The sequence below is a fragment of the Amycolatopsis sp. NBC_00348 genome (assembly GCF_036114655.1).
Classification (GTDB): domain Bacteria; phylum Actinomycetota; class Actinomycetes; order Mycobacteriales; family Pseudonocardiaceae; genus Amycolatopsis.
Genome location: NZ_CP107994.1, coordinates 2,311,667 through 2,332,848 on the forward strand (window position 1 = coordinate 2,311,667; position 21,182 = coordinate 2,332,848).

Genomic DNA, 21,182 nt, shown 5'->3' on the forward strand with positions numbered 1-21,182 from the left:
GCCGACCTACGCTCGGACGAGCAACCACCCGATCTCGTGTCGAAAGGCCTCGTCGTGCCCGAGCAGCAGACCACCCCCCAGAACGGCTCCGTCCAGTCGGTCACCGGCACCGCCAAGGTGAAGCGCGGCATGGCCGAGATGCTCAAGGGCGGCGTGATCATGGACGTGGTCACCGCCGAGCAGGCGAAGATTGCCGAAGACGCCGGCGCGGTCGCGGTGATGGCGCTCGAGCGCGTGCCCGCCGACATCCGCGCCCAGGGCGGCGTCGCGCGGATGAGCGACCCGGACCTGATCGACGCCATCATCGAGACCGTCTCGATCCCGGTCATGGCGAAGGCCCGCATCGGCCACTTCGTCGAGGCGCAGGTGCTGCAGTCCCTGGGCGTCGACTACGTGGACGAGTCCGAGGTGCTGACCCCGGCCGACTACGCCAACCACATCGACAAGTGGGCGTTCACCGTCCCCTTCGTCTGCGGCGCGACCAACCTCGGCGAGGCCCTGCGCCGGATCACCGAGGGCGCGGCGATGATCCGCTCCAAGGGTGAGGCCGGCACCGGCGACGTCTCGAACGCCACCACCCACATGCGCAAGATCCGCGGCGAGATCCGCAAGCTGACGTCGCTGCCGGAGGACGAGCTGTTCGTCGCGGCGAAGGAGCTGCAGGCGCCGTACGAGCTGGTCAAGGAGGTCGCCGCGAACGGCAAGCTGCCGGTGGTGCTCTTCACCGCGGGCGGCATCGCCACCCCGGCCGACGCCGCGATGATGATGCAGCTCGGTGCCGAGGGCGTGTTCGTCGGCTCCGGCATCTTCAAGTCCGGCAACCCGGCCCAGCGCGCGGAGGCGATCGTCAAGGCCACGACGTTCCACGACGACCCCGACGTGCTGGCGAAGGTCTCGCGCGGGCTGGGCGAGGCCATGGTCGGCATCAACGTGGAAGAGATCCCCGAGCCCCACCGCCTCGCCGACCGCGGCTGGTGACTTCCTAGAGGTATTCGGAGATCTCGACGCCGTAAGTGCCCGGCTCGAGGGCTTCGAAGAGGTGCGGGACGTCGCCGGGGTAGGAGATGTAGTCGCCGGGGAGCAGTTCCTCCGGCTCCTCCTGCGGGCCCACCCTGGCGCGTCCCGCGCACAGCACGATGTGCTCCATCACGCCGGTCATGTGCGGGTCGGACCGCCGCGGCGTGCCCGGCTCGCCGCGGATCACGTAGATGTCCCGGCGGGCCGACGGGGGACACGCCGACAGCAGCGTGCACGCGTAGTCGGCGTGTTCGGCGAACACCGTGGGCCCGTTGCCGGCCCGGATCACCCGGACCTTCGGCCGTTCCGGCTCCACGAGCCGCGAGAACGGCACGTCGAGCGCGACGCCGAGCGCCCACAGCGTCTCGACGCTCGGGTTGCCGGTGCCGGACTCCAGCTGCGAGAGCGTCGACTTGGCCAGGCCGGCGCGGCGCGCCACCTCGGTCAGGGACAAGCCCGCTCGGTTCCGTTCGCGGCGCAGCGACGCCGCGATGATCTCCAGCGGCGCGCCGGTGGTTTCCTGCGACATGCCGTTCGCTCCATCGGTCTGTCTGTTCGCCTTGACGAACACGGGTGCGTCTGTTCACTATAGAACACATGCGTTCGATATGGCGAACACTCGATCGGGCCCTCGCCCGGGACATCGGCCTGGTCTGCCTGGCCGATTGTCTCGTGGGGGTGTCCTACGGCGCGATCGCGGTGGGTTCCGGCTTCCCGGTCTGGGCGCCGATGGTGATGTCCCTGCTGGTCTTCGCGGGGGCGTCGCAGTTCATGTTCGTCGGCATCGTGGCCGCCGGCGGCAACCCGTTCGCCGCGGTGCTGGCCGGGCTGCTCGTCAACACGCGGCACCTGCCGTTCGGGTTCGCGATCGGCGACGTCTTCGGAAAGCGGTGGGGCGCGCGGCTGGCCGGCAGCCACCTGATGAGCGACGAGACGGTGGCGTTCGCGCTGGCCCAGGACGAGGTCCGGCGCCGCCGCGCGGCCTACTGGGCCTGCGGGCTGGGGATCTTCGTCTGCTGGAACGCCGGCGTGCTGGTCGGCGCGTTCGCCGGGTCGGCGATCAGCGACACCGACGTCTTCGGCCTGGACGCGGCGTTCCCCGCCGTGCTGCTGGCGCTGGTCCTGCCGTCCCTGCGTGACAAGGCGGCCCGGCTGCCGGTGCTGCTCGGCGTGCTCGCCGCCCTGGTCGCGACGCCGTTCCTGCCCGCGGGCCTGCCGGTGCTGCTCGCCCTGGTCGGCGTGCTCGCCGGGGCCGCGGCGCGCGAGCCCAAGCCCCAGCCCGCGCCGGAACCCGAGCCGCAGGAGGCCTGCTGATGGACGGCACCGAACTGCTCATCGGCACGATCGTGCTGGCCGTGGGCACCTACGCCTTCCGGCTCGCCGGACCGCTGCTGCGCGAGCGGGTGAAACTGTCGCCGCGCGCCGAACGGCTGATGGTGCTCGGCGCGGTCGTGCTGCTCGCGGCGCTGGTCGCGGTGAGCGCCCTGACCGAGGGCCACTCGTTCGCGGGCTTCGCCCGGCCGGCGGGGGTGCTGGTCGGGGGAGTGCTGGCCTGGCGCAAGGCCCCGTTCGTGGTGGTCGTCGTCGCGGCCGCCGCGACGGCCGCGCTGCTGCGCCTCGCCGGCGTCCCCTGACCCACCGATCGTGCCGGTTCGGGCGTCGGACGCCCGCAAGGTGGCCCTGACGGCGGTTCGACCGGGCTGACCTGCCGCTCCGCCGCCGCGGGTCAGCGTCTAGGCTGGTGGGAAGGGTCTTTCGGGAGGTTGGGTGTCGTCGAAGCCGGTCGTCGGTGTGCTCGCCCTGCAGGGTGCCGTGCGCGAGCACGTCGCGATGCTGGAAGAAGCGGGCGCGCGGGCGGTGCCGGTGCGCCGGGCCGCTGAATTGTCCGAAGTGGACGGTTTGGTGCTGCCCGGCGGCGAGTCGACCACGATGTCGCGGCTGCTCGAGACGTTCGAGCTGCTGGAACCGCTGCGCGCTCGGATCGCCGGCGGGCTGCCCGCGTTCGGGTCGTGCGCCGGGATGATCCTGCTCGCGCGGCAGACCCTCGACGGGCGGCCGGACCAGCAGCAGCTCGGCGGGCTCGACGTGGTCGTCCGGCGCAACGCCTTCGGCAGGCAGGTCGACTCCTTCGAAGCCGACCTTGCCTTTGCCGGGGTCGACGGTGGCGGCGTGCACGCGGTGTTCATCCGGGCCCCGTGGGTCGAGAAGGCCGGTGACGGCGTCGAGGTGCTCGCCACGGTCAGCGGCGTGCCCGGCCTGGGAGACGAGGCCGCTAGGATCGTCGCGGTCCGGCAAGGGGCGGTGCTGGCGACCGCGTTCCACCCGGAACTGACGCCCGACGTGCGGGTGCACCGGTTGTTCGTCGACCTCGTGCGCAAGGCTGCTTGAGACGCGGTGCCCGGCCGGGGTACGGAACAGATGGAGGAGAGATGAGCGGCCACTCCAAGTGGGCCACCACGAAACACAAGAAGGCCAACCTGGACGCGAAGCGCGGCAAGCTCTTCGCTCGGTTGATCAAGAACATCGAGGTGGCCGCGCGGACCGGCACCGGTGGTGGCGACCCGGACGGCAACCCCACGCTCTACGACGCCATCCAGAAGGCGAAGAAGAACTCGGTTCCGCAGGACAACATCGAGCGCGCCCGCAAGCGCGGTGGTGGTGAAGAGGCCGGCGGCGCCGACTGGCAGAACATCACGTACGAGGGTTACGGCCCCAACGGCGTGGCGGTGCTGATCGAGTGCCTCACCGACAACAAGAACCGCGCCGCGATGGAGGTCCGCACCGCGCTCACGCGCAACGGCGGCTCCCTCGCCGACCCGGGCTCGGTCGCGTACATGTTCACCCGCAAGGGTGTCGTGATCATGCCGAAGGCCGACGCCACGGAGGACGACGTCCTCATGGCGGTCCTCGACGCGGGTGCCGAGGAGGTCAACGACCTCGACGAGACCTTCGAGATCGTCTCCGAGGGTGGCGACCTGGTCCCGGTGCGCAAGTCGCTGCAGGAGGCCGGGTTCGAGTACGAGTCGGCGGAGCTGACGTTCCTCCCGTCGGTCAGCGTCCCCCTGGACGTCGACGGCGCGAAGAAGGTCTTCCGGCTGATCGACGCGCTCGAGGACTGCGACGACGTCCAGAACGTGTACGCCAACTTCGATGTTTCGGACGAGGTGCTGGCCGAGGTCGACTGACGACCGGAGCACGACGACAGCGAAAAGAAATGCGCCGCGGGTGATACTCGCGGCGCATTTCTTTTCCCTTGCCCCGCAACGCATCCCGCTCCGATCCGGCGACATTCGGGGCCCGGGTACTGGGCTGCGGCGGGCTCGTCGGGCACAATGTGGGCCGTGACCTCGACGACGCCCGCCGCCTCCGCCGAAATCGCCGCCGACCTGACGGCGGACGAACAGCGCCTGGTCGAATGGATCGAGACGCAGGCCAAGGAACGCGGCAACGCCGTCGTCACGGTCGCCGGGGACGACGAGGGCGCCGGCTACTGCTTCACCGCCTGCGCGTGGGCGCTGCACAACGTGCCCGAGGCCGTCGTCGTCGGGCTGCCCGACCAGATGGGCCAGGTCCTGCTCGACGCGTACGTCGACCGGGCCGCCAACGGCGAGATCTTCGAGGTCGGCCGGCGCTACGACAACTTCTTCGACGGCGTCCCGGTGGTCCTCGAGCGGGTCGCCAAGGGCCACTACCCCGAGTACTTCGGCACCGCGTTCCTCATCTACCCGGACGGCGACTTCCCGGCCCTGCAGCTGATCGTCGCCACGCCGGAAGGCAAGTTCCCGTGGCACCCCGACGCGCCCGAAGGCTTCGCGAAGTGGCAGCTCGTGCTCACCGAGAGCGGCGACCCGGAGAGCTGGACCCCGGGCGTCGACGGCCCCTGAGTCAGAACTTCCGCAGGTCGGCGGCAGCGGCCGGGTACTCCACCGCGAGATCGGCCGCCGCGGCGAACTCGATGCAGTCGTCCGGGTAGGGCGGCACCACGACCGTGCCCAGCAGGCTCCATGCGCCCAGCGTGACCGTCGCCTGCCACGTCCCCGCGGGCACCACGACCTGCGGGCGTTCCCCGGCCGCGACGTCGGTGCCGAGCACCGGCCGCTCGACCGAGCCGTCCCTGTGGAGCAGCAGTATCGCCGCCGGCGCGCCCGCGTGGTGCGCGTACACCTCCACCCGGTCCAGCCGGTGCGGCGCGGAGAACTCCGGCGCGACGAGCAGGTAGTAGATCGCCGAGCCGGTGGCGGAGCGCCAGCTCTGCGCCCACCGCCCGCCTTCGACGGGCAGCGGCTGCAGGCCCAGGTGGGTGACGAAATCCGACGGCTCCGGCATGTCAGCCATCCTGCCGCAGCCGTGCCCAGTAGCCTCAGGCTCGAACTGATGTTCGCGGCGGGAGGGAAACGGCGTGCGGGTGCTCGGGGTCGACCCCGGATTGACCAGGTGCGGGCTGGGCGTGGTCGACGGCGGCAAGGGCCGGGCCGTCCGGTGCGTGGCCGTGGACGTCGTGCGGACGCCGCCCGACGCGGATCTGGCGCACCGCCTGCTCGGCATCTCCGACGAGGTCGAGCGCTGGCTGGACAAGTACAAGCCGGCCGCGGTCGCCGTCGAGCGGGTCTTCGCGCAGCACAACGTCCGGACCGCGATGGGCACCGCCCAGGCCGGCGGCGTCGTCGCGCTGGCCGCCGCGCGCCGGGGCCTGCCGGTCGTGTTCCACACCCCCAGCGAGGTCAAGGCGGCCGTCAGCGGTTCTGGCCGGGCGGACAAGGCCCAGGTCACGGCCATGGTCATGCGGCTGCTGAACCTCGAGGTCGCCCCGCACCCCGCCGACGCCGCGGACGCGCTCGCACTCGCCATCTGCCACCTCTGGCGGGAGCCGATGCGGGCCCGCCTCGCCGAGGCCGAAGCCCGCGCGGCCGAGATGGCCCGCACGCACAAACTGCGGCTGGCCGCGGCCGCGAAACAAGCCACCGTCAAGAAGCCGGCGGTGAAGCCCGCCGTGAAGAAGCCTGGAGCAGCACGATGATCTCGTCGGTACGCGGAGAAGTCCTGTCGGTCGCCCTGGACCACGTCGTGGTCGAGGTCGGCGGGGTCGGCTTCGCCGTGCAGGCCACCCCGGCGACCCTGGCCACCCTGCGCCGCGGCGAGGAAACCCGGCTGCACACCGCCCTGGTCGTGCGCGAGGACTCGCTGACGCTGTTCGGGTTCGCCGACGTCGACGCGCGCGAGCTGTTCGGGCTGCTGCAGACGGTGTCCGGGATCGGGCCGCGGCTCGCGCTGGCCACCCTCGCCGTCCTCGACCCCGGCAAGCTGCGGGGCGCGCTGGTCGAAGGCAACATCACCGTGCTCACCTCGGTGCCCGGCATCGGCCGCAAGGGCGCCGAGCGGCTCACCCTGGAGCTGCGCGACAAGGTCACCGCGCTCGGCTCCGGCGACGCGCCGGCCGTGACGGCGCCCGGCGCGTTGCGCGCGGAGGTCGTCGAGGCGCTGGCCGGGCTCGGGTTCCCGGCGAAGCAGGCCGAGCTGGCCGTGGACAAGGTGCTCGCCGACGGCGACGACCACACGACGGCCAGCGTGCTGCGCGCGTCGCTGACCACCCTCGGCCGGAAGCGGTAGGACGCCTTGATGGACCATGACGCCGTGACCGAGGAAGAGGACGACGCCCTCTCCGCGTGGGCCCAGACCGGCGAAGAGAACGTCGAGGGCACGCTGCGGCCCCGGCGGCTCGACGAGTTCGTCGGCCAGCCGCGCGTGCGCGAGCAGCTGGAGCTGGTGCTGGAGAGCGCGCGGCGCCGCGGGGTGCCGCCCGACCACGTCCTGCTGTCCGGCCCGCCAGGGCTGGGCAAGACGTCGATGGCGATGATCGTCGCGGCCGAGCTGGGCGCGGCGCTCAGGATCACCTCCGGGCCGGCCCTGGAACGGGCCGGCGACCTCGCCGCGATGCTGTCCAACCTCGCGCCCGGCGACGTCCTGTTCATCGACGAGATCCACCGGATCGCCCGCCCCGCCGAGGAGATGCTCTACCTGGCGATGGAGGACTTCCGGGTCGACGTCGTGGTCGGCAAGGGCCCGGGCGCCACGAGCATCCCGCTGGAGATCGCACCGTTCACGCTGGTCGGGGCGACCACCCGGTCCGGCTCGCTGACCGGGCCGCTGCGCGACCGGTTCGGCTTCACCGGCCAGATGGAGTTCTACAGCGACACCGAGCTGGAGCTGATCGTCCGGCGGGCCGCGACGATCCTCGACATCCCGATCGACCGTGACGGCTGCCAGGAGATCGCCGGCCGCTCGCGGGGCACGCCCCGGATCGCGAACCGGCTGCTCCGGCGCGTCCGTGACTACGCCGAGGTCCGCGCCGACGGCAAGGTGACGGTCGAGATCGCGCGGGCCGCGCTGGCCGTCTACGACGTCGACGAGCTGGGCCTCGACCGGCTGGACCGGGCGGTGCTCACCGCGCTGACCAAGTCGTTCGGCGGCGGGCCGGTCGGCATCTCGACCCTGGCGGTCGCCGTGGGGGAGGAGGCGACCACCGTGGAAGAGGTGTGTGAGCCCTACCTGGTGCGCGCCGGTATGCTCGCCCGCACCCCGCGTGGCCGGGTCGCCACCGCGACCGCGTGGGAACACCTCGGTCTGGTGCCCCCCGCCGACCACCCGGGGCGCCCCGACCAGGGCGGATCGGCGCCGTTCCAGCAGGACTGAGCGGCCCGTACCGGCGGGTGGGTGCTGGCGTCCGCGCCGGTACCTGGCACACTTGACAGGAGCACACCACCCAAAAACCGGACATTTCGGCTGGGCCCGGAGTCCGTCGAACGGAGAATCATGCAAAACCTTTTGCTGCCACTGCTGCTCGTGCTCGTCCTCGCCGTGCCGCTGGTGATGAGCTCGCGCAAGCAGAAGAAGCAGCAGGCGGCGCAGCAGGACCTGCAGAGCAGCCTGGCGCCCGGTGACCGCGTGATGACCACTTCCGGTCTTTACGGCACCGTCGCCGACACCTCGGGCGACAACACGATCGACATCGAGATCGCCCCGGGCGTCGTCACCACCTGGCTGCGCCTCGCGGTCCGCGAGAAGGTCGAGCCGGTCGTCGAGACCGACGAGACCCCGGCCGACGAGCTGTCGTCGGACGCGCCGGCCGAAGAGTCGATCATCGAGTCGGGCTCCGGCATCAAGGACGACGAGCCGGCCACGACCGCGCAGGTCGCGCCCCCGCTGGAGCACGGCAAGAAGTAAGGCCCCGCGGCATCCCCGGGCAGGGCGCGAAACCCCCGACGAAAGTCGGTGTGGCCGCAACGCCGGGCTCACGCAGCACCGAGTAGTGTCTCGGTGCTGCGTGCGTGTCCGCCGTCATACCCGTGCCCGGGAGTGAATCGCACACAGTCCCGGCCCGGAAACCCTCCGGGCGGGCACCGCAACGTCGGGGTTCCCACCCAGTCCGAGGAGACCGAAGCACCGTGGCAGCATCGGCCGGGCATCTCCGCCCGGGACGCTATCTCGCCCTGTTCGCCTTGATCGTGATCGTGCTGTACGCGCTGGTGTTCCTCACCGGCAACCACAAGCCGACCCCGAAGCTGGGCATCGACCTGCAGGGCGGCACCCGGGTCACGCTCACCGCCCGCACCCCGGACGGTGGCCAGCCGACCCGGGAGTCCCTGAACCAGGCGCGCCAGATCATCGAGCGCCGCGTCAACGGGATCGGCGTCGGTGGCACCGAGGTCCTCCTCGACGGCAACAACGTCGTGATCACGGTCCCCGGCGAGCAGGGTGACCAGGCGAAGAACCTGGGCAAGACGGCCAAGCTGGGCTTCCGGAAGGTCGTCGCCAACGCGACGCAGCCGGTCGTGCCCCCGCAGACCACGCCGCCGACCGGCGTCCCGACCGGGACGCAGGCCCCGACGTCGGGCGCTCCGAGCACGCCCCCGGCGTCCTCCGGCGCGCCGACGGCCGCTTCGAGCGTCCCGCCGTCCAGCCCGGCCGCCGGTGGTGGCGGTGCCCCCGCCGCCGCGCCCGCGCAGGCGCCGAGCACCACGCCGGCCCCGCCGAGCAGCAGCACGCCGCCGCCCGCGACGAGCCAGGCCCCGGCCCCGGTGGACGGCTCGGTCGACGCCGACACCGCGAAGCAGATCCAGGCCGCGAAGGCCGTGCGGCAGAACCCGCAGATGATCGGCGCCGACGGCAACCCGAACCAGGAGCTCGTCGCCCAGGCGATGGCGTCGATCACCTGCGCGCCGAACGCCAAGGACCCCCTCGAGGGCAACGACGACCCCAAGCTGCCGCTGGTCGCCTGCGGTGACCACGACACGTACAAGTACCTGCTGGAGCCGGAGTTCCTGCCGGGCACCGAGATCGCCGACTCGAGCTCGGGCTACGACCAGCAGCGCGGCCAGTGGGTGGTGAACCTCAGCTTCAAGAGCGAGGGCACCAAGATCTGGGCGGACTTCACCTCGAAGAACACCAACCAGCAGGCCGCGTTCGTGCTCGACACGCAGGTCGTGTCCGCGCCGAACATCCAGGTCGCGATCCTGGACGGCAACACCCAGATCACCGGCAAGTTCACGCAGACCGAGGCGAAGGACCTCTCGGACATCCTGAAGTACGGCTCGCTGCCGCTGTCGTTCGCTTCCTCGGACGCGACCACGGTGTCGGCCACGCTGGGCCTCGCGTCGCTGCAGGCCGGCCTGATCGCCGGCGGCATCGGCCTGCTGGTCGTCTTCATCTACTGCCTGTTCTACTACCGGCTGCTCGGTGTGCTCACCATCCTGTCGCTGGGGCTGTCGTTCTCGCTGGTGTTCGCGGTGCTGGTGCTGCTCGGGCGCTGGATCGGCTACACGCTGGACCTGGCGGGCATCGCCGGCCTGATCATCGCCATCGGCATCACGGCGGACTCGTTCGTCATCTACTTCGAACGAATAAAGGACGAGATCCGGGAGGGCCGGACGTTCCGGTCCGCGGTGCCGCGCGGCTGGACCCGTGCCCAGCGCACGATCCTGGCCTCGGACGCGGTGAGCTTCCTGGCCGCGGCGATCCTGTACATCATCGCGGTCGGCGACGTCCAGGGCTTCGCGTTCACCCTGGGCATGTCCACGGTGCTCGACCTGGTGATCGTCTACCTGGTGACGCACCCGCTGGTCGCGATCGCGTCCACGTCGAAGTCGAAGTTCCTGTCCAATCCCAAGTACCTGGGCCTGGGTGCCGTGCAGCAAGTGGGTTCGCAGCGCAAGTCGACCTCGGTCGGCCGCGCGAACGTGAAGGAGGCCTGACGTGGGCGTCGAAGAACTGGGCAGGGACGCCGACGGCGACATGAAGGCCGCGGCGAAACCCGGCAAGAAGGACAGCATCTTCCGCCGTCTCTACGTCGGCAGCGGTGCGTTCGACGTCGTCGGCAAGCGCAAGCGCTGGTACATCTTCTTCTCCGCGCTGGTGCTCGTGTGCCTCGCGTCGATGATCTTCCGCGGCTTCAACTACGGCATCGAGTTCGAGGGCGGCACGCAGCTGCAGATGCCGGCCAACGGCATCCACGGCGTGATCACCGAAGACCAGGCCAAGGCGTCGTTCGAGAAGGCCCTCGGCCACCCGGCCGCGGAGACGCAGAAGGTCGGCACGGGCGACGCGTCGACCATCCAGATCCGCACCGAGACGCTGGACGCGGCGGACGTCGCCAAGCTCAAGCAGACCCTGTTCCAGGACCTGGGGCCGATCGGCAGCAACAAGCAGCCGAGCGTGCAGGCGATCAGTGACAGCGCGGTCAGCGCGTCCTGGGGCGGGGAGATCTCGCAGAAGGCGCTGATCGCCCTCATCGTGTTCCTCGTCGCGGTGGTCATCTTCCTGGCGATCTACTTCGACCTGCGGATGGCGTCGGCGGCCCTGGTTTCGCTGCTGCACGACATCTTCGTCACCGCGGGTGTGTATTCGCTGATCGGTTTCGAGGTCACGCCGGCGACGGTGATCGGCCTGCTGACGATCCTCGGGTTCTCGCTCTACGACACGGTGGTGGTGTTCGACAAGGTCCGCGAGAACACGCGCGGCCTGCTCGGGCTGACCCGCCGCACGTTCGGCGAAGCCGCGAACCTGGCGCTGAACCAGACCCTGATGCGGTCGTTCAACACCGCGTTCATCGCGCTGCTGCCGATCCTCGGCCTGCTGATCGTCGGGTACGTGCTGCTCGGTTCCGGCACGCTGCAGGACCTGGCGCTCGTGCAGCTCACCGGCACGATCGTCGGCGTCCTGTCGTCGGTCGCACTGGCGACGCCGCTGCTGGTCGACTTCAAGATGCGCGACCCGAAGTACCGGCAGCAGGCCGAGCGGGTCCAGCAGCGCCGGGCCAACCAGGAGCGCAAGGCCGCGAGCGGCGACTTCGACGCCTCGGACGACGACGCCTTGGCGGCGGAGCTGCGCAAGGAGAAGGCGTACGCCGCCGCGTCGAGCGTGCCCGCCCGGATCCAGAAGCAGCGTCCCGCGGGCAAGCCGGCCGGGAAGCGGAAGCGCTGACGTGGAGCTGGAGAAGGCCCTCGGCCTGATCGCCGAGGTGCCGGACTTTCCCGAGCCCGGCGTGCTGTTCCGCGACCTGAGCCCGATGTTCGCGGACGCCGGCGCCTTCAAGGCCGTGACCGACGCGCTGGCGAGCACCATCGACCCCGGGGTCGAGGCGCTCGCCGGCGTGGAGGCCCGCGGATTCCTGCTCGCCGCGGCCGTCGGGTACGCCCGCGGCCTCGGCGTGGTGCTGATCCGCAAACCGGGCAAGCTCCCGCTGGTCGCGGGCCGGGTGGACTACGCGCTGGAGTACGGCACGGCCACGGTCGAGCTGCCGGCGGGCGTGGTGCACCCCGGCCAGCGTGTCGCCATCCTGGACGACGTCCTGGCCACGGGCGGCACGGTCGCGGCGACCGGCAAGCTCCTGGAAGACGCGGGCGCGGTCGTCGACAGCGTCTCGGTGGTCCTGGAACTGGCGGCCCTCGGCGGCCGTCAGGTGCTGGGGGACCGGAAGATCCACGCACTGCAGGTCTGCTGAACCTGCCTGCCGCTGCTTGTCGTGAGTGTTTAGTAGGGTTCTAACCCGACTAAACACTCACGAGGGCGGCGGCGAGAGCGGAACTCCCTGGTCAGGGCGTTGTGATCACCCTCAATGGGCGCACCCGGCGGGGTCGCAGGACCGAGCGGCTACCCTGGGGGTTCGAAGGCCGCACGAGCAGCAGGAGGTGCGGGTGAGCCAGGAGCTCGACGCCGCGGTGCCCGCTCAAGAGGGCGCCCCGCAGAACGGGCAGGCGGCGGCACAGCCCGCGTCGCCGAAGCCGAACGGCGCGGCGCCGAACCCGTCCGCCACCCGGCGGGTGCGCGCCCGTCTCGCGCGGCGGATCACCGCCCAGCGCGCCGCCCCGGTCAAGCAGGTCCTGGAACCCCTCGCGGTCATCCACCGCGAGCTGCACCCCAACGGCGACCTCGGGCTGCTGCAGCGCGCCTACGACGTCGCCGAGGAGCTGCACCGGAGCCAGCGGCGCAAGTCCGGCGACCCGTACATCACGCACCCCCTGGCCGTCGCCACGATCCTCGCCGAGCTGGGCATGGACACCACGACGCTCGTCGCGGCACTGCTGCACGACACGGTCGAGGACACCGGCTACGCCGTCGAGAGCCTGAAGGCCGACTTCGGCGAGAAGGTCGCCGAGCTGGTCGACGGCGTCACGAAGCTGGACAAGGTCAAGCTCGGCACGTCCGCCGAGGCCGAGACCATCCGCAAGATGGTCATCGCGATGGCCAAGGACCCCCGGGTGCTGGTCATCAAGCTCGCCGACCGGCTGCACAACATGCGCACGATGCGCTTCCTGCCGCCGGAGAAGCAGGCCCGCAAGGCGCGCGAGACCCTCGAGGTCCTCGCCCCGCTGGCCCACCGCCTCGGCATGGCCACGGTGAAGTGGGAGCTGGAGGACCTCGCGTTCGCCATCCTGCAGCCGAAGAAGTACGACGAGATCGTGCGCCTGGTCGCCGACCGCGCGCCCTCGCGCGACATCTACCTGCGCTCGGTCATCACCGACCTGACCAGCAACCTCGTGTCGTCGCGGATCACCGCGAAGGTCGAGGGCCGGCCGAAGCACTACTACTCGATCCACCAGAAGATGATCGTCCGCGGCCGCGACCTGGACGACATCCACGACCTGGTCGGCGTGCGGATCCTGGTCGAGGACGTCCGCGACTGCTATGCGGCGATGGGCGTCGTCCACGCGCTGTGGCAGCCGGTTCCCGGGCGCTTCAAGGACTACATCGCGCAGCCGCGGTTCAGCGTCTACCAGTCGCTGCACACCACGGTGATCGGCCCGGACGGCAAGCCCCTCGAGGTGCAGATCCGCACCTACGAGATGCACCGCACCGCCGAGTACGGCATCGCCGCGCACTGGCGGTACAAGGAAACCAAGGGCACGCACAACGGCAACGCCGTGGACGTCGACGAGATGGCGTGGATGCGCCAGCTCCTCGACTGGCAGCGGGAAGCGGCCGACCCGGGCGACTTCCTCGAGTCGCTGCGCTACGAGCTGGCCGCGCGCGAGATCTTCGTGTTCACGCCGAAGGGCGACGTGATCACGCTGCCCGTCGAGTCGACCCCGGTCGACTTCGCCTACGCCGTGCACACCGAGGTCGGGCACCGCTGCATCGGCGCCCGCGTCAACGGCCGCCTGGTCGCGCTGGAACGCAAGCTGGAAAACGGCGAAGTCGTCGAGATCTTCACCTCGAAGGCGGAGAACGCCGGCCCGAGCCGCGACTGGCTGCAGTTCGCGGGTTCGCCGAAGGCGCGCGCGAAGATCCGGCAGTGGTTCGCCAAGGAACGCCGCGACGAGGCGATCGAAGGCGGCAAGGAAGCGATCACCAAGGAGATCCGCAAGGTCGGCCTGCCGATCCAGCGGCTGGTCTCCGCGGAGTCGATGGGCTCGATCGCCACCGAGCTGCGCCACGCCGACATCTCGTCGCTGTACGCGGCGGTCGGGGAGGGCCATACCAGCGCCAAGCACGTCGTGCAGCGCCTGGTCGCGCTCATCGGCGGCGTCGACGCGGCGGAGGAGGAGCTCGCCGAGCGCGCGACGCCGTCCACCGTCACCCGGCGCCGCGGCTCCAACGACGTCGGCGTCGTGGTCAAGGGCGCGAGCGACGTCTGGGCGAAGCTGGCCCGCTGCTGCACCCCGGTCCCGGGCGACGAGATCCTCGGTTTCGTGACCCGCGGCGGCGGTGTTTCGGTGCACCGCACCGACTGCACCAACGCCGGCGACCTGCAGTCCCAGCCCGAGCGGCTGGTCGAGGTCGAGTGGGCGCCGTCGGCGTCGTCGGTGTTCCTGGTGGCCATCCAGGTCGAGGCCCTCGACCGGCACCGCCTGCTCTCGGACGTGACGAAGGTGCTGGCGGACGAGAAGGTCAACATCCTGTCGGCCTCGGTGACGACGTCCCGCGACCGGGTCGCGGTCAGCCGGTTCTCGTTCGAGATGGGCGACCCGAAGCACCTGGGCCACGTCCTCAAGGTGGTCCGCGGCGTGGAAGGCGTCTACGACGTCTACCGCGTGACGTCGGCGTCCTAGCGCGCGCTCACGACCGGAGCGGCAGGGGCTGCCGACCCTCCTGGACTGTCCACACTGGACATGCCGTGATCTCGTCGGCCGGGCGCGAAGAAATTGTCGAATGTCGGTCCGGTCCATTCCCGGAATCTGTGACCGCGTCCATTCCCGGCGGGTTTCCGGAACCGGCCCGGGAAATACGGTGCCGCGTTCTTCGAGCGCATGCTACGGTCTGCAAATTGCAGGTGAGGGAGCCGTCCGGAAGCGGTGCGCCCGGCCCCGACCCTCCGGAAACGCGAGGGAGCAGCAATGTCCCCAGGCACGGCCGACGACACCACGCGCTACCTGTGCGCGGCGTCCTACCTCGACCCCGGCTACAGCAAACGGGCGATCACCGAGTTCCTCGTCGAACCCACCCGCCCGGTGCCGCCGTCGACGGGGCTCGACGCGGGCCGCGTGCTCGCGGAGGCGGTGCGGGCGCGAGCCCGCCGGAAGAACTACGACGGCCTGCTGGTGCTGCTGATGGCCATCGTCGTCGGGCTGTCGTGGGACAACCCGCTGCTCTACGGCTGGATCCTGCTGTCGGCCATTCTGATGGTCGCGCGTTCGGGGAAAGCCGGGTACGGGGCCCAGCGGTCGATCAACCCGAAGATCGTGATCGGCTTCGGCCTCGCCGTCCTGGCCGTGGCGGTGCTGCTGCCCTATGCGGGCGAGTTCTTCGATTCCGGGAGCCGGTCCTCCTCCCGGTACTACGACGACTACGAGCCGTCGTCGACGGGCGGTGACACCGCCCGGACCGTCATCGGTGTCGTGCTGGCCCTGGTCGTGCTGGTGATCGTCACGCTGGAGCGCTGGTCCCTGTGGAACCTGCTGACGACGCGCTTCAAGCGCCACGCCACCCCCGCGCCCGACAACGGAAGTCTCACCGGGCTGTTCACCGAGGACTTCCGCGACCAGCTCGCCCGGTACCAGCGCGGTGACGAGTTCGCCGGCGTGCCCGGCGCGCCGCTGGTGGTCTACCGCGGCTACAACCCGTTCGTGGGGGCCGGTTTCCGGCGCGACGCCTGGTCGATGGCGATCCCGCTGGAGCGGCTGGAGGACGACGAGAGTGATCCGGCGACGCGCCGGGAGCTCACCACCGAAACGCTGTACGAAGGGATCCGCGAGGCGATCGGGAACCTCCGCCGGTCGGGTTCGCTGTCACCGGATCAGCGGCTGGGCGGGCTGACCGTGACCGAGGCGGTGTTCACCCCGGCCGCCGAGCTCGTCGACCACCTGGCCGAGCCGGAGGCCGCGGCGTACCTGCCCGACATCGAGTACCCGCCGCACACCCGGCTCACCGAGGCCGACGTCGACCGGCTCCGGATGGAGCCGAAGGAATGGGCGCGCTACTACCTGTGCTTCCAGGTCGAGACCTGGGACCGGGATCTCGTGCTCACGACGTTCCTGCACGTAGCGGTCGACGAGACGACGTTGTACGTCGAGTGGACGCCGTTCATGCTGCCGCCGATCCGGGCCGAGTACCGCGTGGTGGACAAGATGCGGCCGGACTCGCTGCGCCCGCTCGGCCAGGGTTTCCTGGCGTGGCTGGAGATGCCCGCGAGCCTGCCCGGCCGGATCGCGAACCTCGCGTCCTGGATCCGGCGGCCGAAGCGCGAGCCCGGCGTCCTCGACCCGGACCGCTACGGCGCCTCGAGCACCCTGCGCGAGCTCGCGTCGGTCAACCTGTTCACCGACTACTTCCAGCTCGTCGACATCGAGCGGTACGAAAAGATCATCGAAAGCCGGCTCCTGCCGGCGATCGGTCGCCTGCTCGGCGACGCCGGGTTCTCGACGGCGAAGTTCGAGGAGCAGGCGGCGGTCGTGATCAACAACGACATCACCATCGGCGGCGACAACCGCGCCCCGATCACCCAGACCGGGCAGCGCGGCCCGCGGCCACGCCCGCCCCGCGCACCCGGCCGCCTGGCCCGGACGGAGGCCTGATGGAACCCCGCATCACGAACAAGGTCAGCATCGGCCGGGACAACTCCGGGCCGATCACCCAGACCGGGATCGACGGCGGTGGCGCGGACACCGCCCTGCCCGCGCTGCTCGGCCTGGTCGAGCGGCTGGCCGCCGACGTGCGCGGCCAGGACCTGGCCAAGCAGGAGGTCCTGGAGGACACGCTGGACGACCTGGCGGCCGACCTGCGCGCGGGCGACGCCGCGGAACCGGCCGTGGTGCGCAGCCGCTGGGAGAAGGTCAAGGGCTTGCTGGGCGGAGTGGTGCAGTTCTCCGAGCTGGTCGCGAAGATCTCCGACCAGGTGCAGAAGATCTTCACCTGAGCTGCCCGCTCAGAGCACCTTCCGCAGCAGCGCGGTGACGTCGTCGGGGCGCTCGAGCATGGGGAGGTGCCCGGTGTCGGGGATCTCCACCAGCTCGGCGTCCGGCAAGGACTTCGCGATGTGCTGGGAAAGCTCGATCAGCCCGAGCGCGTCCGACAGGCCGATCACCACCTGGGCCGGGGTGGCGATCTCGGCCAGCCGGTGCCGGGTGTCCGGGACCCGCTCCGTCCACTGTGGAGCGGTCGACAGGCGGTGGTACACCTGCTCGCACATCTCCCGGACCCGCGCGAGCATCGCCGGCGGCAGCACGGACACCTCGCGTGCGGGCCCGGCGACCAGGTACCGGACGTTGGCCTCGGACATGGCCTTCACGTCCGCCGGGTCGACGTCGCGGGTCAGCTCGGCGATGTCGGCCTGCATGTGGTCCGGCCAGGTGTGCCCGCTGAGCCCGGAGCCCAGCAGCACCAGCCGGGTGACCCGCTCCGGCGCGGCGAGCGCGGTGTCCAGCGAGACCGCGCCGCCCATCGACGCCCCGACCAGCGCGGCCTGCTCGATCCCCCGGGCATCGAGCAGGGCCAGCAGGTCCTCGTGGTGGGCGAACTCGCCGAGGCCGTCGGCCGATTCGCCGAAGCCGCGGCGGTCGTAGCGGATCACCCGGTGCGTGGCGGCGAGCGCGGTGAACTGGGCGTCCCACATCCGGCGGTCGCCGATGGCCGCGTGCAGCAGCACGACCGCGGGCCCCTCGCCCGCTTCGTCGTACCCGAACGTGGTCCCGTTCAACTCGATCGTCGCCATGGGCCCAAGCTAGCGCCGCGACCGCGTCACACACCCGGGGTTTCGCTCAGGGCGAGAAGCTAGGGTGCCGAACATGACCGACGGATTCGACTTCACGCGCGACGGCGAGGTGGCGCGGCTGACCTTCGCCCGGCCGGCGAAGATGAACGCGATCACCTACGGCATGTGGTCGGCGATCCCGGACGTCGTGGCCGACGTCGAGGCCGACGCCACGCTCAAGGTGCTCGTGCTCGCGGGTGGCGGCCAGCACTTCTCGGCGGGCGCGGACATCAGCGAGTTCGGCGAGCTGCGCACCACCGCCGAGGGCGCGGCGAGCTACGACAAGGCCGTCGAAGGCGCGGTGGCCGCGCTGACGTCGATGCGGAAGCCGTCGGTCGCGATGATCCAGGGCAACTGCATCGGCGGCGGCTGCCAGGTGTCGGTCGCCTGCGACTTCCGCTTCGCCGCCGAGGGGTCGCGCTTCGGCATCACGCCGGCGAAGCTCGGCATCGTCTACCACTTCGACTCGACCCGCCAGCTGGTGTCGCTGGTCGGGCCGGCGCACGCGAAGTACTTCCTGCTCTCCGGCGAGCTGATCACGGCGGCCCGGGCGCGCGAGATCGGCCTGCTCAACGACGTCTTCCCGGCCGACGAGCTGGGAGCTTCGACGCTGGAGTTCGTGCGGACGCTGTGCTCGCGTTCGCAGGCGTCGGTCCGCGGGATGAACCGGATCATCGAGAAGATCGTCGCCGGCCAGGAGAGCCCGGACGCGGAGGTCGAGGAGCTGCGGTCCGAAGCCCTGCACGGCGAGGACTACGCGGAGGGCGTCGCGGCGTTCCTGGACCGGCGCCCGCCGAACTTCACCTTCCGCTGACGTGGTCGTGAGTGTTCAGGGCGGTTAGAACCGCCCTGAACACTCACGAGGTCAGGCGCAGGTGAGCTTCGCGTCCGCCCAGTCGCCGTGGTCGGAGTCCTTGTCGTCGCCGCCGTCGGTCACCTGGAGGGTCAGGCGCCGGACGCCGGTGACGTCGGCCGTCAGCGGGTGGGCGCCGTCGGCCGGGCGCAGCACCGGCGTCTCGGCCAGTGGCTCGCCGTCGTCGCCGAGGACGCGGAACGCGACCGAAGCGGGCGCTTTCACCTCGTCGTCGACGCCGGTGACCGCCGAGAACGCCGTGCACGCGCCGCCGAGCCACACCGTCACGGAGCTGGGCGCGTTCGTGCCGAGGCCGTGCGCGTAGACCGTGCCGCCGATGGTCAGCGGGTGGCCGTCGCCCTCGGCGGTGTCGCCGTTGGACTGGTCGCGCTCCACCGGGCCCCAGCCGTTCGACGACGCCAGGAACGGCAGCGCGCTGACCTGCGCGGTCCCGGTCGGTACCGGCGGCGGGACGAACACGCTGGTCGCGCCCTCGACGTGAACGGCCTGGCCGCGGAAGCGGTAGGTGGCCGCGACCGGCAGGTCGGTCGTGCCCGGCGCGGCCGCGGCGGTCGCCGTGAACCGCCAGGTGCCCGACACGGGCTGTCCGGCCAACAGCACCGGCCGGAAGACCGAGCGTCCGGTCACCGTCCAGCCCGCCGGGGCGACGGGCCCGAGTTCGACGTCGAGCAGCGGTGCTCCCGCCGGCAGCCGGAAGGTGGCCTCGACCTCGACGGTCGTGCCGGGGTGCGCCTCCGCCGTCGCCGGGGTGACGCTCAGGCTGGTCGCCGGCACCTGCCGGATCTCCGCGTCGCAGGTCGTGCGGCCCGGCCACGCGGGGCAGAGGACGGTGACGAACCCGCCGTTCTTCGCGACCGGCACGCTCAGCCGGCCGCCCGCGGTGACCGCCGACTTCTCGCGCAGCAGGCCGGCCGGGCCGTCGCGCAGGGTGTCGGCGAGCCAGCGCCCGTGGCCGAGGAAGTCCAGCGGCGCGTCGACGGTCTTGGCCGGGCCCGCCTCGATGCCGCCGACGAACCAGCGGTCGCCGGAGCGCTTGGCGAACACCGCCTCCTGCCCGGGGCGGCCGGACAGCAGCCGCGTCTCGTCCCACACCGTCGGCAGCTGGTCGAGCGTGTGCAGGGCTTCGGGGCGGGCCTCGTAGTTCTCCGGCTTGTCCGCGCCGTGCTGCCAGCCGGACTCGTAGACGAAGAACGTCGCCACCTCGTGCGCGTCCGTGGTGTCCCGGTCGGCCACGACGAACGCCGTCGGCGTGTAGTCCATGCTGCCGACCACGTTGCGGGTGAAGGGGAACATCGTGTTGGTCGCGGCCCGCGTCTTGAACTGCTCGGCGCCGCGCACGGCCTCGAAGCTCATCACGTGCGGCCAGGTCCGCTGCAGGCCGCGGGGGATGGTCGCGCCGTGGAAGTTGATCATCAGCCGTTGCTGCGCGGTGGCCGCCGCGATGTCGTCGTAGAACCGGAACCGCGCCTGGGTGTCGGAGTCCATGAAGTCGACCTTGATCCCGGCCGCGCCCCACGACTTGACCAGCGGGAGCCACTTCGCGCGTTCGGCCGCCGTGTCGAGGGTGGTCCAGCGGAACCACAGGATCACCTCGACGCCGCGGGCCCGCGCGTACCGCACGACGTCCGGGACCCACGACGCGTCCCAGCCCTCGTCGATGAGCAGGTACGGCCAGCCGTTGCGGGCGGCGAAGTCCGCGTACTGCTTCTGCCGCACGGGATCGCTCGGACTGTCGTGTTCGGACAGCCACGACCACGCCACCTTGCCGGGCCGGATCCACGACGTGTCGGCGAGCTTCGACGGCGGCGCCAGGTCGTCGACCAACGTGGACGCGGTGACCGTCGCGAGGTCGCCGGTGATCGCGACCCGCCACGGCGTCGCGAACGGCCCGGTGGCGGTGATCGAGGCGTCGGCCAGCTTGATCGCGTAGTCCGCGCTGCCCGCCGCGTGCGTCAGCCGGGCGCCGGAGTACCGACCGTCCACATCGGACTCCGTGAGCAGCGTGTAGCTCCCGTCGCCGGTGTCGAACAGCGACGGAAAGCCGTAGTCGCCCGCCTTCGCGCCGCTCGCGGTGGTTTCGACGCGGACGTTCTCGTAGTTGGGGGAGTAGGGCAGCAGCCACGCGGGCGCGGCCGCGGGCAGGGTGAACGCCGACGCCTCGCCGGTGATCGTCACCGGCCCGGCGCCGGGCAGCACGTACCGGTAGGCGACGCCGTCGGCGGCCGCGCGCACGACGACGTCGAGCCGGATTTCGCCCGCGCCGGCGAAGGACAACGTCGTCTCCGCCGCCCGTGCGTGCCGGCGCAGCTGCTTGCCGGTCGTCATCGTGTAGCGCTCGTCGACGATCCGGTCGGTGCGGCGCAGGAACCGCAGGTCGCGGGTCAGGTCGGCGGTCTTCGTCCGGACGCCCAGCGGCGCGGGCGCCAGCACCGCGGTGGCGCCCCGGGTGGCCGCGAAGGTCAGCCCGCCGTCGCCGGTGCGGGTGACCGCGGCGGTCACCGCACCGGTCACCGCACCGGTCAGGCTGACCGTCCAGCGGTCGGCGGCGTCGGCGGGCATCGTGGTGACCAGGGTAGCCGTCACGGCCAAGACCAGGCCCGCGGCGGCGCG

21 protein-coding genes are annotated in these 21,182 nt (G+C 71.3%); 17 read left to right on the forward strand and 4 right to left on the reverse strand.

Annotated features, from left to right (window positions below):
- The first annotated feature begins 54 nt into the window (after positions 1 to 54).
- A complete protein-coding gene (pdxS, locus tag OHS58_RS10420; protein WP_328648072.1) occupies positions 55 to 978 on the forward strand; it encodes a pyridoxal 5'-phosphate synthase lyase subunit PdxS in 924 nt (307 codons plus the stop codon).
- A gap of 4 nt (positions 979 to 982) precedes the next feature.
- On the opposite strand, the gene OHS58_RS10425 is transcribed toward pdxS, so the two are convergent.
- Positions 983 to 1,546: a helix-turn-helix domain-containing protein gene (locus tag OHS58_RS10425; protein ID WP_247052270.1), complete on the reverse strand. Its 564-nt coding sequence runs from the start codon at positions 1,544 to 1,546 to the stop codon at positions 983 to 985.
- A gap of 68 nt (positions 1,547 to 1,614) precedes the next feature.
- Here OHS58_RS10425 and OHS58_RS10430 point away from each other — a divergent pair, with 68 nt between their 5' ends.
- The 5 genes from OHS58_RS10430 (at position 1,615) to OHS58_RS10450 (ending at position 4,901) form a co-directional block, all read left to right on the forward strand.
- Positions 1,615 to 2,331 carry an AzlC family ABC transporter permease gene (locus tag OHS58_RS10430; protein WP_328648073.1) on the forward strand — a complete coding sequence of 239 codons (717 nt, stop codon included), beginning with the start codon at positions 1,615 to 1,617 and terminating at the stop codon, positions 2,329 to 2,331.
- Complete coding sequence (locus tag OHS58_RS10435) at positions 2,331 to 2,651, forward strand: AzlD domain-containing protein (protein ID WP_328648074.1); 321 nt, start codon at positions 2,331 to 2,333, stop codon at positions 2,649 to 2,651. Before OHS58_RS10430 ends, OHS58_RS10435 begins: the two co-directional genes overlap by 1 nt.
- Positions 2,652 to 2,784: 133 nt before the next feature.
- Complete coding sequence (gene pdxT, locus OHS58_RS10440; protein ID WP_326950040.1) at positions 2,785 to 3,405, forward strand: pyridoxal 5'-phosphate synthase glutaminase subunit PdxT; 621 nt, start codon at positions 2,785 to 2,787, stop codon at positions 3,403 to 3,405.
- A 41-nt stretch (positions 3,406 to 3,446) separates the two neighbouring features.
- Positions 3,447 to 4,202, forward strand: a complete 756-nt coding sequence (locus tag OHS58_RS10445) for a YebC/PmpR family DNA-binding transcriptional regulator (RefSeq protein WP_326950039.1) — start codon at positions 3,447 to 3,449, stop codon at positions 4,200 to 4,202.
- Between the two features lie 147 nt (positions 4,203 to 4,349).
- Entirely contained in the window at positions 4,350 to 4,901 is a 552-nt protein-coding gene (locus tag OHS58_RS10450; protein WP_326950038.1) for a DUF4262 domain-containing protein, read from the forward strand.
- A 1-nt stretch (position 4,902) separates the two neighbouring features.
- Here OHS58_RS10450 and OHS58_RS10455 read toward each other — a convergent pair whose 3' ends face one another.
- The gene (locus tag OHS58_RS10455) at positions 4,903 to 5,343 is read right to left on the reverse strand and encodes a cupin domain-containing protein (RefSeq protein ID WP_328648075.1); all 441 of its coding nucleotides are present in this window, start codon (positions 5,341 to 5,343) and stop codon (positions 4,903 to 4,905) included.
- Positions 5,344 to 5,416: 73 nt separating this feature from the next.
- Between OHS58_RS10455 and ruvC the strand changes: the two genes are divergently transcribed.
- The 10 genes from ruvC (at position 5,417) to OHS58_RS10505 (ending at position 16,864) form a co-directional block, all read left to right on the forward strand.
- A complete protein-coding gene (ruvC, locus tag OHS58_RS10460; RefSeq protein WP_326950035.1) occupies positions 5,417 to 6,034 on the forward strand; it encodes a crossover junction endodeoxyribonuclease RuvC in 618 nt (205 codons plus the stop codon).
- The gene (gene ruvA, locus OHS58_RS10465) at positions 6,031 to 6,624 is read left to right on the forward strand and encodes a Holliday junction branch migration protein RuvA (protein ID WP_247052263.1); all 594 of its coding nucleotides are present in this window, start codon (positions 6,031 to 6,033) and stop codon (positions 6,622 to 6,624) included. Before ruvC ends, ruvA begins: the two co-directional genes overlap by 4 nt.
- Positions 6,625 to 6,633: 9 nt before the next feature.
- Entirely contained in the window at positions 6,634 to 7,707 is a 1,074-nt protein-coding gene (gene ruvB / locus OHS58_RS10470) for a Holliday junction branch migration DNA helicase RuvB (RefSeq protein ID WP_328648076.1), read from the forward strand.
- A gap of 120 nt (positions 7,708 to 7,827) precedes the next feature.
- Positions 7,828 to 8,238, forward strand: coding sequence for a preprotein translocase subunit YajC (gene yajC, locus OHS58_RS10475; protein ID WP_247052261.1), 411 nt, complete (start codon positions 7,828 to 7,830; stop codon positions 8,236 to 8,238).
- Between the two features lie 221 nt (positions 8,239 to 8,459).
- The gene (gene secD / locus OHS58_RS10480; protein WP_326952964.1) at positions 8,460 to 10,265 is read left to right on the forward strand and encodes a protein translocase subunit SecD; all 1,806 of its coding nucleotides are present in this window, start codon (positions 8,460 to 8,462) and stop codon (positions 10,263 to 10,265) included.
- A 1-nt stretch (position 10,266) separates the two neighbouring features.
- On the forward strand, positions 10,267 to 11,493 hold the full coding sequence (gene secF / locus OHS58_RS10485; RefSeq protein WP_328648077.1) for a protein translocase subunit SecF: 1,227 nt from the start codon (positions 10,267 to 10,269) through the stop codon (positions 11,491 to 11,493).
- Position 11,494: 1 nt separating this feature from the next.
- Complete coding sequence (locus OHS58_RS10490) at positions 11,495 to 12,013, forward strand: adenine phosphoribosyltransferase (RefSeq protein ID WP_326952966.1); 519 nt, start codon at positions 11,495 to 11,497, stop codon at positions 12,011 to 12,013.
- 193 nt (positions 12,014 to 12,206) lie between these two features.
- Positions 12,207 to 14,561, forward strand: coding sequence for a RelA/SpoT family protein (locus OHS58_RS10495; protein ID WP_247052257.1), 2,355 nt, complete (start codon positions 12,207 to 12,209; stop codon positions 14,559 to 14,561).
- A gap of 285 nt (positions 14,562 to 14,846) precedes the next feature.
- On the forward strand, positions 14,847 to 16,523 hold the full coding sequence (locus OHS58_RS10500; protein ID WP_328648078.1) for a hypothetical protein: 1,677 nt from the start codon (positions 14,847 to 14,849) through the stop codon (positions 16,521 to 16,523).
- On the forward strand, positions 16,523 to 16,864 hold the full coding sequence (locus OHS58_RS10505; RefSeq protein ID WP_326950029.1) for a hypothetical protein: 342 nt from the start codon (positions 16,523 to 16,525) through the stop codon (positions 16,862 to 16,864). The genes OHS58_RS10500 and OHS58_RS10505 overlap by 1 nt, the downstream gene beginning before the upstream one ends.
- 9 nt (positions 16,865 to 16,873) lie before the next feature.
- Here the strand turns inward: OHS58_RS10505 and OHS58_RS10510 are convergent, their stop codons facing one another.
- A complete protein-coding gene (locus OHS58_RS10510) occupies positions 16,874 to 17,659 on the reverse strand; it encodes an alpha/beta fold hydrolase (protein WP_328648079.1) in 786 nt (261 codons plus the stop codon).
- Positions 17,660 to 17,732: 73 nt separating this feature from the next.
- Between OHS58_RS10510 and OHS58_RS10515 the strand changes: the two genes are divergently transcribed.
- Positions 17,733 to 18,512, forward strand: coding sequence for an enoyl-CoA hydratase-related protein (locus tag OHS58_RS10515; protein WP_328648080.1), 780 nt, complete (start codon positions 17,733 to 17,735; stop codon positions 18,510 to 18,512).
- A gap of 51 nt (positions 18,513 to 18,563) precedes the next feature.
- Here the strand turns inward: OHS58_RS10515 and OHS58_RS10520 are convergent, their stop codons facing one another.
- Positions 18,564 to 21,155, reverse strand: coding sequence for a glycoside hydrolase family 97 catalytic domain-containing protein (locus OHS58_RS10520; protein WP_328648081.1), 2,592 nt, complete (start codon positions 21,153 to 21,155; stop codon positions 18,564 to 18,566).
- Between the last annotated feature and the right edge of the window lie 27 nt (positions 21,156 to 21,182).

Bases quoted from the DNA above. Each gene is read 5' to 3' on its own strand.
- OHS58_RS10425 (WP_247052270.1), bottom strand. From the start codon at position 1,546: ATGTCGCAGGAAACCACCGGCGCGCCGCTGGAGATCATCGCGGCGTCG.
- OHS58_RS10430 (WP_328648073.1), top strand. From the start codon at position 1,615: ATGCGTTCGATATGGCGAACACTCGATCGGGCCCTCGCCCGGGACATC.
- OHS58_RS10435 (WP_328648074.1), top strand. From the start codon at position 2,331: ATGGACGGCACCGAACTGCTCATCGGCACGATCGTGCTGGCCGTGGGC.
- OHS58_RS10445 (WP_326950039.1), top strand. From the start codon at position 3,447: ATGAGCGGCCACTCCAAGTGGGCCACCACGAAACACAAGAAGGCCAAC.
- OHS58_RS10450 (WP_326950038.1), top strand. From the start codon at position 4,350: ATGTGGGCCGTGACCTCGACGACGCCCGCCGCCTCCGCCGAAATCGCC.
- OHS58_RS10455 (WP_328648075.1), bottom strand. From the start codon at position 5,343: ATGCCGGAGCCGTCGGATTTCGTCACCCACCTGGGCCTGCAGCCGCTG.
- ruvA (WP_247052263.1), top strand. From the start codon at position 6,031: ATGATCTCGTCGGTACGCGGAGAAGTCCTGTCGGTCGCCCTGGACCAC.
- ruvB (WP_328648076.1), top strand. From the start codon at position 6,634: ATGGACCATGACGCCGTGACCGAGGAAGAGGACGACGCCCTCTCCGCG.
- yajC (WP_247052261.1), top strand. From the start codon at position 7,828: ATGCAAAACCTTTTGCTGCCACTGCTGCTCGTGCTCGTCCTCGCCGTG.
- OHS58_RS10500 (WP_328648078.1), top strand. From the start codon at position 14,847: ATGTCCCCAGGCACGGCCGACGACACCACGCGCTACCTGTGCGCGGCG.
- OHS58_RS10505 (WP_326950029.1), top strand. From the start codon at position 16,523: ATGGAACCCCGCATCACGAACAAGGTCAGCATCGGCCGGGACAACTCC.
- OHS58_RS10510 (WP_328648079.1), bottom strand. From the start codon at position 17,659: ATGGCGACGATCGAGTTGAACGGGACCACGTTCGGGTACGACGAAGCG.
- OHS58_RS10515 (WP_328648080.1), top strand. From the start codon at position 17,733: ATGACCGACGGATTCGACTTCACGCGCGACGGCGAGGTGGCGCGGCTG.